This is a genomic window from Mesorhizobium sp. BH1-1-5 (assembly GCF_020165615.1).
Taxonomy (GTDB): Bacteria; Pseudomonadota; Alphaproteobacteria; order Rhizobiales; family Rhizobiaceae; genus Mesorhizobium.
The window spans coordinates 345,955-364,826 of sequence record NZ_JAIUIM010000001.1 but is presented as its reverse complement, the minus strand read 5'-3'; the positions used below and the strand labels follow the sequence as shown (position 1 = coordinate 364,826).

The window sequence follows — 18,872 nt, the reverse complement described above, 5'->3', positions numbered from 1 at the left end:
ATTGACAGCCCTCAGAAACGCTCCTCGCCGGCGACGGCGAGGACGATCATCGAGACGGCGATGAGATTGACAAGGTCGGCAATGGTATAGAGCACGATGACCGGCGCCACGTGGCCGGTGCCGATGACGACGTCCACGAAATGCAGGATCGGGTAGATTGCCCAGCCGATCGTCATGATCAGCCTGATCCAGAAATAGCCGAGCCGGATCGGCCGCGTCGACTTGCCGACGGCGTCGGCCATGGCGCCGAAATACGACTCGCCGACGATATAGAGCCAGAAAGCGATCGACAGCAGCACGCCAAGGGTCGGGTTGAAGATCCGCGCGTCGCCCAGGTAGCGGGAGAGGACCATCAGGATTGCCGCCGCCAATGTCCGCCAGAACACTCCGACAGGCACTTTCCCGGCGATGCGTGCGAAGAAAAACAGCGATGCGACCTGCATCGGCTGGACGACGAACCAGGCGACGTATCGGGAGGCGGCGCTGAGCTGCTGGCCCGCCAGCCAGATGTTGGAGGCGGCATAATATTCAAGACCCGACGCCAGCAAGGCAACGCCTGAAAGCGCCAGCGGGACGCGCCACCGCTCGGAGGTCCATGTCAGGCCCAGCATCGCCAGGGCGGCTGTGGCGAACGTGGCGAGGGTCGCGACGCTGAGCGCGGTGCTGACCACGGCGCTTGATTGAAAGAGTGTTCCAAACATGGGCTTTCCCTAGACCTGGGCTCTGATGTGAGGGGCGCGGCCGTAGAGCGCGACCATCGGCAGGATCAGAAGACCGAAGATGAATTGTTGCCATTCGTATTTGAGCCCGATGCCGATCAGAAAGGCGCTCAGGACCTGCAGGACGAGAACCCCGATCACGGTGTAGCCATAGCCGCCGTACCCGCCCATCAGCGACGTCCCGCCGATCACGACCGCGGCCAGGGTCGTGAAAAGATACTGGTCGCCGACCCCGATGAAGCCGCCGCCGCTCCAGCCCAAAAGCAGGCATCCGGTCAGGGCGGCTGAAAAGCCGCTGATGGCGTAGGCGATCGTCCAGTATTTGAACTCGGAAACGCCGATCAGCTTGGCCGAGCGGCGGTTCCCGCCCAGAGCGTAAATGTAACGGCCAAAGGCGGAGTAGCGCAGCCCGACGATGACGATGATGGCGATCGCGATCCACAGGAGAATGGTCGGCGGCACCGCGAGGCCGAAAGTGCGGCCGTTCATGGCGGCGAGATTCTGCAGCCACTTGGGAACGGTCCCGAAAACATTGCCGCCGAACGACGATCCGATGCTGGTGAGAATCTGAACGAGCCCGGCGATCGAGAAGCCCATCCCCAATGTCAGGATCAACGCCTGGCCCTGCAGGCGGTAGGATAGGACGCCATTGAGGAAACCTAGTGCGGCGCCGACCACCAAGACGAAAGCGACCGCCAGCCACGACGGAACACCGAGCCCGATCAGGAACAGAAGCCCGATGTTCGAGGAGCCGATCACGAACGGGATCGACAGGTCCAGGCCGCCGAGCAGCGCCACCAGCGTCTGCCCGACACAGGCGATGCCGAGGAAGGCTGCAAACAGCAGTATCGCCTTGATGTTGGCGGCGGAAAGAAACCCGTTGATCGTGAAGGAGCTGATCACGATCAGCGCCAGCAGAACGATCAGGCCGATGAAGGCGCTGCGGCCATGGGCGAAGCGGTTGCTGACCTTGAACGCAAAGACCAGAATCGCTTCCAGCAAAAGGAAGGCGATGAGGTTGCCGAGGGTGCGGAATGACGGGACCGTGGCGGTGATCAGAAGGTACACGATCAGCATCACCGCCATGGTGACGATCAGCACCCGGTTGCCGGACCAGACGCCGCCGACGCCGGCCGGCGCCGCGTTGTCCGTTTCCGGGGACGGAGCGCGGGTCTCGAAGATGACCGCGACATAATTGATCAGCCAGAACAGCACGGCCGCCAGAACGATCGTGTAGAGGATGACGATCTGGGCGCTGATCCCTTGCCAGAATCCAAGCCCGAAGCTGATCGCGGCAACAACGAAGGTCGCGGCAAGGTTGAACCATACCAGGGCGCGTGATCGCGGAACGAAAAGGCCGCCGCGTCCACCCTCGCCGAACATGTCGCTCATGGCGCGTTCCCCGAGGATTGTCCCGTCGCCAAAGTCCCGGGAACGTGGCTTTGCTCGCCGACGACCACGAACAGCAGCAGGATGAGCGCCGAGACGAAGACATAGATGAAGGCGCCAAGGCGCACCGAAGCGGCCTCTGCCACGATGACGCGGATCGTGAAGGTCAGCACGGCGAGAACAACGGCGAAGCCGAAGACGGTCTTCTGCAGCGGCGTCAAATCGGGCAGGACCGGGCCGCTTCCCGACTGCATGACCGGCAGCAGCAGATAGCGGGTCATCACGTCCGCGTCCGGCTTCAAGGCGCCGCCGGCGACCGCCGCCACCGCATAGGTGTCGCGGGTACTGACATAGAGCATGATGCCGACGACAACGCAGCCCAGGACCACAAAGGCCGCAAAGGGCGAAATGAAATAGAGGTATCGCCCGATGACCGGCACCAGCAGGGTCAAGAGCAGCGACAGAACCAGGATCAATCCATAGAACAGCTGCGTCACGAAGGCTTGCGTGGCGCCGAAATTGAAGGTGGCCAGGACATAGCCGATCAGAAAGAGGTTGAGCGCTCCAAGCAGCCCGCCCGCCACGCCACCGCGGCCGCCGGACAGGCTGACCCCGCCCAGCACCAGGGCGGTCACCGCCGTCAGCGTCATCGTGGTGCCCTGCGTCGGATCGCCGGACGCGATCAGCGCCGTGTAGCAGATAGCGCCCAGGCCGACGAAAAGCCCGGCGATGACGTGGGCGCCGACCCGCACCACATTGATGCGAACGCCGCTCGTATAGGCCGCGCGCTCATCGTAGCCCATCAGGCGCAGGTTGGCGTAGAACGAGGTCATGGTGAACAGCAGCCAGGCAGCGATGGCCAAGAGCACGATCAGCAGGACCGGCGAGAAGATCGTGTTGCCGATGCCCCATGACGCCATCCATTCGGGCGCGGTGCCGCCAGGCCTTGGGAGGATGACGAGATTGATGCCGGTCAGGGCCAGGAAGCCGCTGAGCGCGACGATGATCGGCTGGACGCGCACGAAAATGATGATCAGGGCGAAGAAGAGTTGATAGAGAACGCCGATCCCCAGGGCGACCAGGAAGACGCCGAAGGGGCCGGTCACGATGCCAAGGCCGTTGAGCTTGACGATCGTGACGTTGATAAAGGCGAGCAATGGCCCGACCGCCAGGTCGACCGTGCCACGCCCCGCCACCGCCAGGGCCATGAGCGAGAATGTCGCCAGGATCAGGGGCGCCGACACGATGATCGCGCTGCCGAACCCCGACAAGGAGACGAGGTTCGGCCCCCTGATGACCGCGGTGCTCAAGAGCAGCGCGATCAGCAGGATCGGGACCAACAGGTAGGTGTTTTGGGAACCCCTGGACTGCGACATCAACTTTGGTCTTTCGTTGCCAGCGCAACCTAGAACTCGATGACCTTTCGGCCTTCACCCGGTCGCTCGCCGCGGCCCGCGGACCTGCTGTCGGACACGCTGCGTCCCGACAGGGCATTGCCGCCCTGGCCGCGGCGTTCAGGGTCCGCGCTGAGGATTTTCTTCAGCACGGGGGTGACGACTTCCTTGAACTTGACCGGATCCTCCGAGGTCGGGAAGTGACCGCCGCCGAAGATGATGCATTCCGAGTTCTTGACCTTCTCGGCGGTGCGCTGGGTCATTTCCGGCGTGCAGGCGAAATCGTACTCGCCGGTCAGGAAGTAGATCGGCACCTTGCCGGAAATCTTCTGGCACTGATCGCGGAAGTCCGAATCGACGCTGTAGAAATACAGGTCGCCCTTAAAAATGCCGGGGCCGCCCTGCGCGTAGTACCACCAGGTCTCCCAGCGGTAGTCGTCAGGCGACTGCGGGGCCATGAGGCCGAACACCGAGGTGGCGACCACTTCGCCGCCATGGATGTGGGGATGATGCAGCGGATCGATCCACCAGCCCGGGGAGTAGTCGCAAGCCTCGAGGGCGATGAAGGCGGAGAATTCGCTCTCATAGCGCAGCGCCAGCGCCAGGCAGATGTTGCCGCCCATCGACTGGCCCATGAGGACGGGCTTGCGCAGGTCGAGCGCGCGGCAGAACGCCACGATGAACTCGCAATAGAACTTGGTGGTGAGCTTGTACTCATCTTCCATCAGGTGGAAGTCCGCCGGCGGGATCGACTTGCCGTGCCAGGGCATGTCGAACGCGATGACGCGGAAATTGCTGCTGATGTCGGGATCGCACAGCTGATGCCGGTACTGGCGGCCGTCGGTGCCGGCGGTGTGCAGGCAGACCATCGGAATGCCCTCGCCATGTTCCTCGTAGTAGGTGCGGTACGTCTTGCCTTCGCACTGGACATAAACGTAACGCCCGACAATGGGATCGTGTGTATTCATGACAACTCTCCTGCGCTGCCGTTAAACTTGTCGCATCAGCGAGAGCATACGCGTCAGCGCCCGCAGATTCTGCCAGAAGGGGAGCGAATTGCCCTCGATGATCAGCTGCTTGTGCAGCGGATGCGCCATCGCCCATATGTCGTTGAACATCGGCGGGGGGATTTCCTGGGCGAATTTCGACCAGGCGCTGCTCGGCGCCTTCAGCCAGAATTCCACGCCCATGTCGTTCGGCGTGAGGCCCTGGGCGATCTTCTGGATCTTGCCGCCTCGAACGTCCACCAGATATTCGGTGTCGTCGAAGCCGAGGACGAACTTGCTCGTAAAAAAGCGTCCGATCACCGGCAGGATGCGGTCATCGTTGACCTTCCTTGCCCATCGTTCGATCCACTCCAGATCAAAGCTGCTCCTGCTTCCATATCTACTCATATGATCCTCCTGATTGGGGAATTCCTGACCCGTTCCTAACCGGGCAATGACTTCTTCGCCGGCCCGTAGACTGCCACGAAAGACGCTGCATCGATGGCCACCGGCATGATCGCGGCCGCAAATGCTCCAAGATCGGCGTCGGCGGGCAACTCGACCTTGTCCACCTTGAGAGCATAGAGGGTGAAGAAGTACCGGTGCGCCCGGTCTGGCGGCCACGGGCCCCCGTAGCCCTTGCCGAACCCCGGGATCTTGAATGTCACGAAATCACTGTTGAACTCGGTCGCCCCCCGAGGCAATCGCGAGCTGCCGCTGGCGCCTTCGGGCAACTGACGGACGTCGGCCGGGATGTCGGCCACCAGCCAATGCGCAAACGAGCGTGGAAAATTGAATGCTTCCGGCAGGTCGGGATCGGTGATGGCGAGGGCAAAACTGCGCGTGCCGTCCGGCGGACCCGACCAGACAAGGCCGGGCGAGAGCCGGTTGTCCTCGGCGAACCGGTCGGGAATGATGCTCCCCGGCGGGATATCAGGACAACTCAGCACAAAAGACGGTGTTGCCGCCATGGGGTTCACCTCCTGTTTCAAGAGCTTCACAGGCCTCGGCACCGGCCTACCCTGCTCGAGCCTCGGGCTATGGCTCTGCGGGAGAGCCGCCGGGCTGGCCTGGCCATTCTCGTTTGCGGCCTCGCCAGGCAAACGCGCCGTCGCGCGGCGACCGAACATTGCGTTGAGGATGGCGTGACCCTCGAAGGGCGGCTCGAAATCCGACGATATCGCGCCGTTGCGAAACACATGGACCCGCGTGCACAGGTTCAGGAATTCCTCCAGCTCGCTCGACAGGAAGATCACCGCGTTGCCGCGGGCGGCGAATTCCTTGAGATTGCGATAGAGATCGAGCTTGGCGCCAACGTCGATGCCGCGGGCCGGATCGTTCAGGACCAGAACCACCGGCTTCTCGGCAAAGGACCGCGCGATCAGCACCTTCTGCTGGTTGCCGCCGGACAGCGACGTGATCAGGTTCTGGGCACTCCCCATTTTGACGGCCAGCTTGCTGGATTCCCACTCGAACACCGGTGTCAGCTTGGTGCGGTTGATGAGGTTGAGGACCCCGCCGGAACGGTATTCGCGGTACACGGGAAGCAGCAAGTTCTCGAAAATACTCAGATTGGCGAAGATGCCCTCTTTCTTGCGATCGCCGCTGACGTAGCTGATGTTGTTGCGTCGCGCCGAGGCCAGATCCGTGACCTCGCTGGCCTTGCCGTCATTGACAACGACCAGCCGGCCGCCGACCGGAGACTGTATGCCCGCGATGCATCTCACGAAATCCGCCTGCCCCTGCCCGTCCAACCCGGTGATGCCGACGACCTCGCCGGGATAGAGGGTGAAGTCGATGGGGGCTGCATCCGGCCAGATGCGAAAGTCCGTCGCGCGCAGAACCGGGCGGTCGCCGAGCCGCTCCGGCAAGGGCTGATCGCGGCTTGTGCCGCTGCGCTCGGCGCCAGCGATCAGCTCGAGGATCCTGGCTTCGGTGATCTCTTCCCTGGCCAGCTTGCCGACATCGACGCCGTCGCGCAAAACGGTCGCGCGGTCGGCGATGCGCACCAGTTCCGCGATGCGGTGGGTGACGATCAGGATGCTCGCCCCGCGCTGCTTCAGCTGCCGCATCTTGCGGAACAGCCTCTCCGTGGAATCGAAGTCGAGCGCCGCCGACGACTCGTCGAGGATCAGCACCTTGGGATCTGTGAGCAGGGCCCTGGCTATCGTCACCCACTGCTTGATGCTCAGGGGCAACTCGCCGACCAGCCCGGAAAGGTCGATGTCAAAGCCGAGAAGCTCACGCATCAACGCGGCGGCTTTCGTCTCTTTTTCCTCCCGGTTCATGGAAGAGCCGAGAAGGCCGTCGGCGCCCAGGTAGAGGTTGTCCAGAACCGAGCACTCGTCGGCGACGAGCACCTCCTGAAACACATTGGAGATGCCGAGCTGGCGCGCCTCATGCGGGGACGTCGCGGACTTTCCGAGGATCGAAACCTGGCCGCTGTCCGGAATCAGCACGCCGGATATGACCTTCGCCAGCGTGCTCTTGCCCGAGCCGTTGCCGCCAATGATCGCATGAACCTCTCCCGCATAGGCCGTCAGGTTGCAGCCGCCGAGCGCGACGGTTGGCCCGAAAGTCTTCCTGACCGAAGAGAGTTCAACCGTGGGGTACGACATTCATGGGTCCAGTTTGCCGGCGGAGGTCGGCTAGACTTGCATAGAATAAAGGGAAGACCACCCCGTCGCGGTCGACGGGGTGGCCGAGCCTTGTTGCGGTCAGTTCGCCTTGAACGCCTCGGGATCGGCCGGGCGCAGGAAGAACTGGTCGAGGTAGTCCTTGCTTGCCCAGTTTTCCGCGCCGACATTGTACCAGCCGTCGGAGTCTTCGCTGCAGTCGGCCGGGACAGCCTTCTCGAGCTGGTCGTAGGTCATGATTTGCGGCTTGGTCAGGATGGACTGGATTTTCGGGCCCTGGCCTTCAAGCGTGCGCATCATGACGTTCCAGCCGAACTCGAAGTCGTCGCCCGGAGGCCAGGCGTGGATCGCCTGGGAGATGAAGTCCTTGTTGTTGCGCCAGTAGCACAGGGCGCCGATCTCGCCGCCGATCGAGAATGGAACCATGTCGCGGCCGCTCTGCTGCAGCGCGCGCAAGGCACCGAGCTCGGATGCCGACTGGATGATGATGCCGTTGAGATCGCCCGGATTGGTGGCCAGCCATTTCTGGATTTCGGACTGGGCGACCTGATCCGTCCACATGCCGGCGACCTGGCCCACGACCTTGATGTCGGGGTATTTCGCCAGCGCCTTCAGGACGCCGACATTCTGCGAATCCGACGCCGACGCGCCGGGAATGCCTTCGACGATCAGGACATTGCCCTTGCCATTGATCTGCTTGGCCATCCATTCGCCGAGCATGCTGCCGCCCACGACGAAATTCGCCGAAGTGTTCACGGCATAGGGCGAGGTGAGATAGCCGACCGCGGAAAAGACCGGGACGTCGCGCTGGTGGGCATATTCGACGGTCTGGTTCAGCGAGGTCGGGTTGGAGCAGCAGACGATGATCGCGTCGACGCCCTGGTCCACCAGCTGCCGCATCTGCTGGATCTGCGTGGAATCGTTGAGGTTCGACTGGGTGATGATGACGTCCTTGACCAGACCGAGCTTCTTCCATTTCGGAATGATCTCTTCCTGCAGCCGCTTCATGACGTCGGCGCGCCATGTGTTGCCGGCATAGGAACTGGCGTAGCCGATCGTCCATGGCGGCCCTTTCTTCGGCTTCCAGTCGCGGTAGGCGCTTTCCGCGAGCGGCTGCATCGGATCCATCATGTCCTTGTTGTAGAGCTCATCCTGGACGTTCTTGGGCAATTCATCCACACCACCGGCAAAAGCGGGGGTGACGCCGGCGATCGTTGCGACAACGGCAAGCGATCGCAACATGGTTGCGAATATCGTCAATTTTTCCTCCCTTGGCGCCGGGCGTTGGACCGTCGGCACGTTGAGTTCACTGGAACCCAAGGGGGACTATCGGGCAATCGGGACTTTGGAGGTAATACATTTTTGGAATGCATGATATACGCGCTTGCTATGGGGCCGATGACGCTCCACCCGCGACAGCGGAGCTCAAGCAAAGCGATCTTGCGCCCCCGCCCGGCTGATCGCGCGCGAATGGCGGACAGGCCGCCCTCCGGCCACGCAGTGGGGTCGCATGCGGCGGCCATGGCGTTCCTGCCGCTGATTTTCGAACTTTCCCGTCGCCATTGGACTGGCCGCGAAACCGGCCTTGCCGGCTTCGTCCGTCTATCCGGCGTCAGCGGCATGATCGGGGGCTGGGGAGGGCTGGCGCGGCTCCCAGACTCCCAGCTTGCGCAGGATGCGCACCTCATCGCGGATGAGGGTCGTCAGCGCGCGTATGACCGTCGTGGTCGGCCGCTGGCTGGATGTCGCCAGAAGCAGTTCCCGTTCGATCGGCGGGTTACGGATGCGCCAGTAGTTGATCCTGCCTTCTGCGACGAGGTTGTGGCAGCTCGAATAGGACAGGATGGTGTAGCCTATCCCGGCTTCGACAAGCCGCAAGGTCGAAGGCATGGCGTCGACCTCGACTTCGATGTTGGGCTCGATGCCGGCGGATCCGAGGATGTGATCCAGAACCACGCGCAGCCCATGCGGCCTTGCCGGCAGGATCATCGGCAAGCGGGACATCACGTCGGCGTCGACCGGGCCGGGCCCGAGATTGTGCGGGTCGCTCTTGGCGCCGAGCAGGAACAGCTCGTCGCGCAGAATGGGCTCAGCCAGAAGGTTGTTCATCCTCGGAGCGTTGTACAGGACCGCGACGTCGATCTTGCCCATCACCAGCCATTCGAGCAGATGGCCGCTGAAGCCTTCGATCACCCGCAGGCTCACCTGGGGGAACTGGGCACGGAAATTCTGCACCAGGGGCGCCGTCAGCACGACGCCGACCGATGGCGGCATTCCCAGCACGATCGTGCCGCGCGGGTTCGAGCGCAGCGCCGCCAGTTCCGTCTCGGCGCGCGCGGCCTGCTCGAGCAATGCCACGGCGTAGCTTTGCAGGATCTTGCCGGCTTCCGTAAGCACGATGCCGCGGCCGTTGCGGTAGAGCAGCGCGACGCCGACCTTGTCCTCCAGCGACTTGATCTGCCGGCTGAGCACCGGCTGGCTGATGGAGAGCGCCACCGCCGCGCGCGAGAAACTGCCGAACTCGGCCACGGCGGTGAACAGCTGCAGTTGCTTCAGATCGAACATGTAAATGCGGCCTCCGGCTCGAATGCGGTAACCGCATTGTCGAAGCACGCGGCAAACGCCGGAGTTTGGGACACAAGGCGATGGTTGACAAGTGAGGCCCAACCGGCGCGCTGCAAAGCTGTTATGCGGCGAGCGAAGCTTATGCTGCGCTCCGGAATTGGCTTATTTGCTAGCCCATGGCCCTCTGAACGAGCACGGCCTTCCCGGAGTAAAAACTTTGCAGACTCGAACGCTTGGGTTCGTTGGGCTCGGCCGCATGGGCGCGCCCATGGTAAGACGGCTTGCGGAAGCAGGCCACCACGTCATCGTCCATGATCGCAGGCCGGATGCCGCCGCGGACCTGCCGGGCAATTCGATAAGCGTCGCCGCCACGGCCGCCGCCGTCGCGGACGAGGCCGAGGTGGTGTTCTGCAGCCTGCCGACGCCGCCCATCGTCAAGGACGTGGTGCTCGGCGCCGACGGCCTGACATCGGGTTCGAAGGCCAAGGTGGTGATCGACCTGTCGACGACCGGGCCCAGCATGGCCAAGACCATCGCGGCGGAATTGGCCGGCCGCGGTATCGCCTGGGTCGACGCACCGGTTTCGGGCGGCATCGCCGGAGCCAGCAACGGCTCGCTCGCGGTGATGGTTTCGTGCAAGAAATCGGTATTCGACGAGATCGAGCCTGTGCTGGCCAATTTCGGCAAGCGGTTCTACTGTGGCGAAAACGCTGGCACCGCGCAGGTCGCCAAGCTCGGCAACAACATGATCGCGGCGGCCGTCATCCTGCTCTCCGCCGAAGCGCTTGCGATGGGTGTGAAGTCCGGACTGGACCCGCGCATCATGTGCGACATCATCAATGCGTCGAGCGGCCGCAACAGCGCCACCCAGGACAAGTTCCCCCGCGCGGTGCTGCCGGGAACGTTCGATTTCGGTTTCGCGACCGCCCTTTCCTACAAGGACGTTCGCATGTGCGTCGACGAGGCGGAAAATCTGGGCGTGCCGATGGTCGCGGGATCGCTGGTGAGGCAGATGCTCGCCGCCACGAATGCCCGTTTCGGACCGGACTCGGACTTCACCTCGATGGTGCGCATCGTCGAAGAATGGGCGGGAATAGAAATCCGCGCCTAGAGCGGCTCGGCGCTTCACCGAGCCGCTGAGCCGCTCTAAGTCTTTGTTTTTACGCAATTCCGGACGGAAAACCGCTCCACACTTTTCCTGGAATTGCTCTAAAAGGGCAGGAACCGCGGAGGACTTGGGATGGCAAGCTTCACGAAGCAATTGGCTGACACCCTGGTCGACCTGCCGTTGGAACTGTTCAGCCCGGCCGCTACCGCCAAGGCCAAGCTTTGCCTGCTCGATTTCCTCGGCTGCGCCTTCGAGGCGTCCGCGCTCGATCCGAGCCAGCAGGCGCTGGCCGCGGTGACGCCGGCGCGCGGCGGCCACATCATCGGCGAAACCCGGCAGGCCACACCAGCGGATGCGGCTTTCGTCAACGCGGTCAAGGGGCATGGACTGGTCCGCGAGGACATGCATGCCGGCTCCGTATGCCATCACGGCGTCGTCGTCTGGCCGCTGCTCCTGGCGCTGGCCGAGACGAAGACGGTTTCGGGGGCGGATCTGCTGCGGGCGGCGATCGTCGCCTACGAGGTCGGCGGCAGGCTCGGCCGGATGCTGATCGACCGGGAGCTTTCGACGCTGTTCAGGCCGACGGGACTGGTGGCTCCAATCGGCGCGGGATGCGGCGCCGCGCGGCTGCTCGGCCTCGACAAGAAGCAGACCGCGGCAGCGATCGCCTTTGCCGCCAACACGTCTTCCGGCCTGAACCAGTGGCCGCAGAGCGGCGGATCGGACATGTTCTTCCATCCCGGCTTCGCCGCGCGCAATGCATGGATGGCCGTCCAGCTTGCGGCCGCCGGCGCCTATGGCAGCCCGGACGCGCTCGAGGGAAAATCCGGCTATTTCGCCGCCTTCGCGCGCCGGCCGATGCCGGGGCCGGTGCAGCTCTTCCCCGATGGCGAGGCCGATATCCTGGCCGTTTACCACAAGGCGGCGCCCGCCTGTAATTTCGCCCAGACGGCCTGCCAGACCGCGCTGAAGCTCGTCGAGATGATCGGCCCCGGCGCCGCGCCCGTCGAAAGGATCCGTATCCGCGTCCCCGCCGCCGCCGCGGCCTATCCGGGATGCGACAACACCGGACCCTTCGAGCGTTCGCTTCAGGCCAAGATGAGCATTCCCTATGGCGTTGCGGCGGTGTTCGCCAGCGGCCACCTGTCGGAAGACAATTACCGGGACCTGCGGGACAAGGAGACGCTGCGGCTGATCGATGCCTGCGATCTCTCGGCGAGCGAGGAACTGACGGCGCAGTTTCCGGCCAGGCAAGGCGCCAGCATCGATGTCGTCCTCGGCGACGGGCGGCAGCTGTCGATGGGCCTTCAGGACGTCATGCCGGCCACCGAAGCCGAAATCCGCGAGCGCTTCCAGTCGGCTGCCGCGCCGATCGTGGGCGGCGAGGTGGCACGATCGATCGAGGACTTTGTCGACCGGTTGGACTCCAAGAAGGATGCCGGCCGGCTGATGCCGCTCTGCGCCACCAAGGAAAAGGCGAAGCAGCGAAAAGCCGCTTGAACGCCAAGGCCCGTGGAGGGGTCTGAATGACAGTTCGGCAGAGGACAGCTTTCGTTACCGGCGCGGCGAGCGGCATCGGCCGCGCCATCGCGACAAGCCTCAGGGCCGAGGGCGCGCGCATCGTGCTTGCGGACCGGCAGGCCGACACACTTCAGGCGTTGGCGAGCCAGTTGGGCGGCGAGGTCTTTCCGCTTCCGCTGGACATTGCCGACGCGTCGGCCGTCGATGCTTGCCTGGAGCAAGTGCCGGCGGAATTCCGCGACATCGACATACTGGTCAACAATGCCGGCCACGATATCGGCGGCCGCATTCGCTTCGACCAGGGATCGCCGGACGATTGGTCCGCGATCATCGAGACCAATCTGATCGGCCTGATGCGCGTGACGCGCGCGATCCTGCCAGGCATGGTCGCGCGGGGCCGCGGCGACATCGTCAATATGAGCTCGATCAGCGCGCTCCGGATCGTGCCCGAGCAGGCGCCCTACTCCGCCAGCAAGGCCGGCGTGCACATGCTGAGCGACATCATCCGCGGCGAGCTCGCGGAGACCCCGCTGCGCGTCATCGAGATCATGCCCGGCCTGACGCGCACCAACATCGTCACGACCCGGCACCGCGGCGACGAGGAAGCGGGGCGGCAATATTTCGAACGCTTCGGCATGGCGCTCGATCCCGAGGATGTGGCGCGCTGCGTGATGTTCGCGCTGAGCCAGCCGCCGCATGTCCAGATCGCGCAGATGTTCGTGCTGCCGACGAACAGATGGTAGGTCCCGGCCAACGGCTGTAGTCGTCCGCCCTTGAACCGGCTGCTGCCAGCCGGTTCAGTGCACGGCGGCGTACATGATGCGGCTTTCGGTTGCCTCGGCGATGTCCATCTCCTCGACAACGCGTCCCTGCCGCGCAACGAGGATGCGGTCCGAGAGAGCGAGGATCTCGGGCAGATAGGACGAGATCACCACCACCGCCATGCCGCTGTCGGCAAGCTCGTTGATGAAGTTGTGGATCTCGACGATGGTGCCGACATCCACGCCGCGCGTCGGCTCGTCCAGGACGACCAGTTTCGGCTTCTGGATCAGGGCTTTCGACAACACCACCTTCTGCTGGTTGCCGCCGGACAGCTCGATCACGCGCGCGTCGGCGTCGATCGCCTTTACGCCCAGCCGCTTGGTCCAGGCCGTGGCAAGCTTGCGTGCGTCGCTCGGCGTGACCACCGTCAGCGGATTGATGCCGGTCGCCAGCGCGCCGAGCTGGACGTTTGCGGCAATTGTCATCGTCTCGAAGAAGCCCTCGATCTTGCGGTCCTCGGTGACATAGACGATGCCGTCGCGCACCGCGGGGCGCGGCGTTCGGTAGCGGACCGGCCGGTCCTCGAAGCGCACCGTGCCGCCGTGAAAATAGTCCCGCTTCAAGACGCCGGCGACAATCTTCATCGTCTCCGTCCGTCCTGCGCCGACAAGGCCGAACATGCCGGTGACCTGGCCCGCGAACACCGAGAAGGAGGTGTTGCGGACCGTGTTGCCCATCGAGAGGTTCTCGACGCTCAGGATCTTGTTGCCCATCGGCCGCGCCTTGCGCCGGTCGCCGGCGTAGAGCTCGCCGGACAGGCTTCGCCCGACCATCGCCTGCACGATGCGATCGCGGTCGAAATTGCGCGTGTCGTCGGTGACGACGACCTTGGCGTCGCGCATCACGGTGATGCGGTCCGACAGGTAAAGCGCTTCCTCCAGCGCGTGGCTGATGAAGATGATCGCGATGCCCTGCTCCTTCAGCCGGCGGGCCAGGTTGAAGAAGTGGAATTTTTCTTCCGGCGTCAGCGTCGCCGTCGGCTCGTCGAAGATGATCAGCCGGGCATGGTGGTGCACGGCGCGGGCGATCTCGACCATCTGCTTCTTGCCGGCGCCCAGGGTGGAAACCTGCGAGGTGGGATCGACGTAGAAATTAAGCGACAACAGATAGCGCTGCGCCTGGATGTTGAGGCCGCGCAGGCGGTTGAAGAGCTTTTCGTCGCCAAGATAGATGTTCTGCGCCACCGACATGGACGGAACCAGGTTGGTCTCCTGGAAGACCATACCGACGCCGTGCGCCAGCGCGTCGGAGGGCGAGTTGAAAACCGTCGGCTTGCCGTCCAGGACCATCTCGCCCGAGGACGGCTGATAGACGCCGGCAAGCACCTTCATCAGCGTCGACTTACCGGCGCCGTTCTCGCCGAGGATGGCATGGATCTCGCCCGGACGGACGTCGAGGTTGACGTCCGAGATCGCGAGCACGCCGCGGAAGTCCTTGGACACCCCGCGCAATTGAACCAGTGAATTCATGCCGCCGTCTCGTCGTCGATTGCCACGATCTTGCCCGAGCCCTTGGCGCCGGCGATCAACCTGCCGCCTGCCTCGCAGAGCGACGTCACGCCATGGACATCGCCATCGGCGCGGCTCTGGTAGCTGCGCAGCATGGCCATGCGATCGTCGCATCGCACCACCAGGCCGGTGGACCATGTCGGCGACCACGGCTTGAGCATGTTGAGCTTCTTGCGAGCGCCGCCCTGGATCGGTTCGAGAAAGCTCTTTCCGGTCGCCAGCGCCGGCGCGATCCAGTAGGCCGGCTCGATCGTGTCGACCATGCGGCGCCGGTATTCGTCCTCCTTGAGCACGAATTCGACCAGCGGATTGCGCGGCGCGAACATCGCCAGCCAAAAGCCGCCCGAAGCCGATGGCGTCATGCGGCCCGGATAGGCTGGCAGAGCCGCGAGCGCGACGCGGGGCTGCGAGCCGCCCGTCAGCGCAAGGACGCGATGCCGCCACGCTTCGGCGACGAAGATGTCCTTTCCCGAAAGCGCCAGCCCTGCAGCGAACTCCAGCCCGCCCAGAAGCCGTTCGGCGCGGCCGCTGCCGGTGTCGATCCGCCACACCGAGCCGCTCGCCGACTTGGTCATCAGGTCGCGCTTCCACTCGCTCGCCGCGTGGCGATCCGATCCGACGGCGACGAACAATGTCGTTGGATCGGCGAAGGCCATGGCCGTCACGCAAGATGGGTTGAGGCCTTCGATGGCCAGCGGCCGCGAGGCGGCGCCGGGGCCTTCCAGGAGAATTCCGCGTCCTTCCACCGCGATCGCCAGGCTTTCGCCCAGGGCGGCGATGCTGGTCACCGGTCCCTCCATCGAACAACGTGCGCTCAGCTCAAATTGCGAGGCATCGCCGGCGGTCGACAGCGTCAGCAGATCGTTGCCGGAAGAGCAGAGCATGCCGTCATGCGCGGCCGTGAGATTGTCGACGCCGTCGAGCTGCATCAGCACCGGCATCGCATCCAGCTTGGCGTTCGGGCGCAGGGGCCCGTCCAACGGCGGCACGGTGCTGCCGGTGAGATCGAAGCCGCGAAAATTGGCCCAGGCTTTATAGATGGCGGCGATCATGAGCGGGCGCCCCAATAGGCGTCCTGCGCGCACCAGTTCGGATCGGCATCGGGCAAGCGGTAGCGCCCGATGCGGTTGTTGGAGACGCCACCGAGATAGAGCCAGCCGCGATGCTCGCGCATCGAGGTGATCATGGGATGGTTGAGGCCGCCGAGGTCCCAGAGATTGTCGAGGATCTCGCCCTTCTCGTTGAACTTCACCACGCAGCCGGTGTTGATGTTGGGATAGAGCCACTGGTCGGGCGCGACGCGACGGGCCATCCGCTTGCGGAAGCCTGGCATGCGCAGCGCCAGATCGAGCGCGGGTCCGCGCATGCCGAGCAGCGCCAGCCAGTAATTGCCGTCGGAAGACCGGTTGATGTTGTCCGGGTAGCCCGGAAGGTTGGAGATCACCTTCTCGACCTTGCCCTTCTTCGGACCGTCGAAATAGTAGCGGCTGATCGAGCAGGTCCAGCTCTCCGCGAACATGAAGGATTGCCCGTCGGCGCACATGGCGACGCCGTTGGCGAACACCAGTTTCGGGATTTCCGTGTGCGTCTTGCCGGTGCGCGGATCGTAGCAGATGATGCGGCCGCTGGCGCGGCTCTCGAGCGCGTCAGTCGCCCAGTCCTCCTGCTCGTAGCGGATGGTCGCCTCGCTGAAATAGATGCGGCCGTCCGGCGCGACATCGACGTCGTCGGCCAGCCGAAGGCGCGAATCGTCCACCACCGAGAACCAGCTGCGGTTCGTCTCGTCGGTCAGCTTGGTGACGGTCTTGTCGGGCGCCACCTGGAAAAGCCCCATGCCGCCGATGCAGACGAGCAGATTGCCGGTCTTGTCGAAGGCCATGCCGAGCGGGTGGCCGCCGATATGCGCGAACACCTCGGAGCGCTTATGGTCGGGACCGAAGAAGCGCACGATGTCGCCGTGGCGCGTGCCGCAATAGAGATTGTCGTCGCGATCGAGGATGACGTCCTCCGGCCCTTCGATCTCGCCGAGGCCGATGATCTCGACGGAGCGCAGCCGGTCGTTGAGCACATAGGGGGAGCCTGGCGCATCGACTTGCGGCGAAGGCGGCAACGACAGATAGGCGGGCGAGACATAGACCTTGGCGAGGATGCGGTGGCGGTGCTTCTGCCAACGCATGTCGACGAAGACGGCCAGCAAAAGGATCGCGCCGAGGATCGTTGAATTTATCGGACCGCTGATGCCGAGATTGATCAGGCCGTTGGTCAGCATGAGCACGAGCAGGCTGCCGATGATTGCCTTGGCGACGGAGCCGCGGCCGCCACCGATGGCGGTGCCGCCGAGCACCGCGGCGGTCAGCGCCTGAACCTCCAGGCCGACGCCGGTGTCGGATCCCGTGCTGCCGAGCCGGGCCGCGAACAGCAAGCCGGCGAGCGCGCACATGGTGCTCGACGCGACATAGGTTAGGAACACCATGAAGCGCACGTCGATGCCGGCATTGAAGGCCGAGCGGCGCGCCCCTCCGACGGCCGTCAGCCGCCAGCCGGGCCGCATGCGCGACAGCATCAGATGCCAGGCGAGCGCGATGATCAGCGTGATCACCAGCGACACCGGAACTCCGAGCACCGTGCCTTCGCCGATGAACACCCACAGATCCGACATCGAGAACCCCGACATGATCGAGGTGGACATGCGCACGAAGACGATCTCGTAGAGCGAGCGGAAGATGATGAGGCTGACCAGCGTCGTCAGGAAGGCGCGCAGCCGCAGATAGCCGATCAGCACGCCGTTGATGGCGCCGCAGATCATTCCCATGACGAGAATGCCGACGAGAACCGCCGGCACCGGCAGCTCGTAGACATTCACGCCGATGAGCGAGAACAGGACGGCAAGCGAAAAGACCGAGGCCACCGAGAGGTCTATGCCGCCCGAGATCATGACGACGGTGAGCGCCAGGACGACAAGCCCGAATTCGGCGAACTGGCGCGCCAGATCCGACAGGCTGGAGAGCGAGAGGAAGTCGGGAATGATCGATCCCATCACCAGCACCGTCAGAACGAGCGCGGTGAACGGGATGGCGTTGTCGACCCATCGCTTGGACATGATCTCCCCGATCAGATGATCGGGGAGATAGCGCGAGCGCAGTGACGCTAGGATGTCGCTGGACATGATGCTGATTGACTTGCCCCGGCTCACTTCAACTGGTCGAGCGACCAGCAGGTGCGCGGACCGATATTGTCCTTGGTCAGCAGCGTCAGCGGCGTGTAGTAGGAGGTCTTCGATTCACCGGCCTTGGCGGACGACAGCAGCGTCTGGACGATCTGCTGGTTGATCGCGTTGCCCTGCAGCGGCACGTCATAGCTGATGATCAGGTCCAGAAGCCCCTTCTCGATGTTGTCGCAGCCGATCTGATTGCCGCCGCCCGAGGTCACGACATAGACGTCGTTGGCCTTGCCCGCCGCCTGGATGGCAGCGCCGGCGCCGACATCCTGGTTGTCCCAGTTGCCGATCACGCCGCAGAGGTCGGGATGCTGCTGCAGCACCGTTTCCATGATGGCGCGCGCCTTGGCCGGATCATACTGGGCGGCCTGCTCGGACACGATCTTGATCGCCGGGTCCTTGGCGAAGGTCTGCTTGTAGGCATAGAGCTCATAGAGATCCGAGGCCGCGGTGGGCTGGCCGCGGATGATCGCGATCTTGCCAGACTTGCCCGATCCCGTGCCGCACTGCTTCACCAGCGCGTTCGCCTCGATATAGCCGACGCGCGACCAGTCGGCGCCGACATAGGCGTCGGTCGGCACGACCGATTCCAGGTTGAGCTGGACCACCTTGATGCCGGCGTCCATGGCGCGCTTCAGCAGGCGCGCATAGGACTGGACGTCCGGATTGTGGGCGATGATCAGGTCGGGCTTCTCGGCGATCAGCGCCGTCAGCGCGCGCGTGCCGGCATCCGTGCTCCAGTTCGGGTCGCGGATCTCGAGCGTGTAGCCGAGGTCGGCCGCCTGCTTGCGCATGATCGCCGCCCAGCCTTCCGTCAGGTCGAAGCCCATGGCCAGCGGAATGAAGACGACGCGCTTGCCCTTGAGACCGTCATAGAACGGATTGCGCGACGGATTGTCGAGGCCGTCATCGGCGTGAGCGGCCCTGACCAGCCCGAGCGCCATGAGCCCGGCCGCCAGGATACTTCTGAATTTCATGGTTTCCTCCCGTTGAGATTGCAAGCTCTG

Annotated in this window: 15 protein-coding genes; 3 read left to right on the top strand and 12 right to left on the bottom strand. The window is 64.1% G+C overall.

Features of this window, described 5'->3' with window-relative positions; all coding sequences use genetic code 11:
• Positions 1–11: 11 nt before the first annotated feature.
• The 8 genes from LB572_RS01835 to LB572_RS01800 all read right to left on the bottom strand — a co-directional run bounded on the left by LB572_RS01835 (position 12) and on the right by LB572_RS01800 (position 9,689).
• Positions 12–701 (bottom strand): bacteriorhodopsin, encoded by a 690-nt coding sequence (locus LB572_RS01835; RefSeq protein WP_224666471.1) that lies wholly within the window; start codon positions 699–701, stop codon positions 12–14.
• A 9-nt stretch (positions 702–710) separates the two neighbouring features.
• On the bottom strand, positions 711–2,111 hold the full coding sequence (locus LB572_RS01830; protein WP_224666470.1) for an ABC transporter permease: 1,401 nt from the start codon (positions 2,109–2,111) through the stop codon (positions 711–713).
• The gene (locus tag LB572_RS01825) at positions 2,108–3,484 is read right to left on the bottom strand and encodes an ABC transporter permease (RefSeq protein ID WP_224666469.1); all 1,377 of its coding nucleotides are present in this window, start codon (positions 3,482–3,484) and stop codon (positions 2,108–2,110) included. Before LB572_RS01825 ends, LB572_RS01830 begins: the two co-directional genes overlap by 4 nt.
• 29 nt (positions 3,485–3,513) lie before the next feature.
• Positions 3,514–4,470, bottom strand: coding sequence for an alpha/beta fold hydrolase (locus LB572_RS01820; protein ID WP_140803082.1), 957 nt, complete (start codon positions 4,468–4,470; stop codon positions 3,514–3,516).
• 21 nt (positions 4,471–4,491) lie between these two features.
• A complete protein-coding gene (locus LB572_RS01815; RefSeq protein WP_073988889.1) occupies positions 4,492–4,896 on the bottom strand; it encodes a hypothetical protein in 405 nt (134 codons plus the stop codon).
• 35 nt (positions 4,897–4,931) lie between these two features.
• Complete coding sequence (locus tag LB572_RS01810) at positions 4,932–7,106, bottom strand: YbhB/YbcL family Raf kinase inhibitor-like protein (protein ID WP_224666468.1); 2,175 nt, start codon at positions 7,104–7,106, stop codon at positions 4,932–4,934.
• Between the two features lie 99 nt (positions 7,107–7,205).
• Entirely contained in the window at positions 7,206–8,366 is a 1,161-nt protein-coding gene (locus LB572_RS01805) for an ABC transporter substrate-binding protein (protein WP_412033528.1), read from the bottom strand.
• A 360-nt stretch (positions 8,367–8,726) separates the two neighbouring features.
• On the bottom strand, positions 8,727–9,689 hold the full coding sequence (locus LB572_RS01800; protein ID WP_224666466.1) for a LysR substrate-binding domain-containing protein: 963 nt from the start codon (positions 9,687–9,689) through the stop codon (positions 8,727–8,729).
• A 157-nt stretch (positions 9,690–9,846) separates the two neighbouring features.
• Between LB572_RS01800 and LB572_RS01795 the strand changes: the two genes are divergently transcribed.
• The 3 genes from LB572_RS01795 (at position 9,847) to LB572_RS01785 (ending at position 13,061) form a co-directional block, all read left to right on the top strand.
• Positions 9,847–10,800, top strand: a complete 954-nt coding sequence (locus LB572_RS01795) for an NAD(P)-dependent oxidoreductase (protein ID WP_318013962.1) — start codon at positions 9,847–9,849, stop codon at positions 10,798–10,800.
• A gap of 129 nt (positions 10,801–10,929) precedes the next feature.
• Positions 10,930–12,297 carry an MmgE/PrpD family protein gene (locus tag LB572_RS01790; RefSeq protein ID WP_224666464.1) on the top strand — a complete coding sequence of 456 codons (1,368 nt, stop codon included), beginning with the start codon at positions 10,930–10,932 and terminating at the stop codon, positions 12,295–12,297.
• Between the two features lie 26 nt (positions 12,298–12,323).
• A complete protein-coding gene (locus tag LB572_RS01785) occupies positions 12,324–13,061 on the top strand; it encodes an SDR family oxidoreductase (RefSeq protein ID WP_224666463.1) in 738 nt (245 codons plus the stop codon).
• Positions 13,062–13,115: 54 nt separating this feature from the next.
• Here the strand turns inward: LB572_RS01785 and LB572_RS01780 are convergent, their stop codons facing one another.
• The 4 genes from LB572_RS01780 to LB572_RS01765 are packed head-to-tail and all read right to left on the bottom strand — an operon-like array spanning position 13,116 to position 18,842.
• Entirely contained in the window at positions 13,116–14,609 is a 1,494-nt protein-coding gene (locus LB572_RS01780; RefSeq protein WP_224666462.1) for a sugar ABC transporter ATP-binding protein, read from the bottom strand.
• On the bottom strand, positions 14,606–15,700 hold the full coding sequence (locus tag LB572_RS01775; RefSeq protein WP_224666461.1) for a hypothetical protein: 1,095 nt from the start codon (positions 15,698–15,700) through the stop codon (positions 14,606–14,608). The genes LB572_RS01780 and LB572_RS01775 overlap by 4 nt, the downstream gene beginning before the upstream one ends.
• Entirely contained in the window at positions 15,697–17,814 is a 2,118-nt protein-coding gene (locus LB572_RS01770) for an ABC transporter permease (RefSeq protein WP_224666460.1), read from the bottom strand. Before LB572_RS01770 ends, LB572_RS01775 begins: the two co-directional genes overlap by 4 nt.
• Positions 17,815–17,837: 23 nt before the next feature.
• Complete coding sequence (locus LB572_RS01765; protein WP_224666459.1) at positions 17,838–18,842, bottom strand: sugar ABC transporter substrate-binding protein; 1,005 nt, start codon at positions 18,840–18,842, stop codon at positions 17,838–17,840.
• Positions 18,843–18,872: the final 30 nt, after the last annotated feature.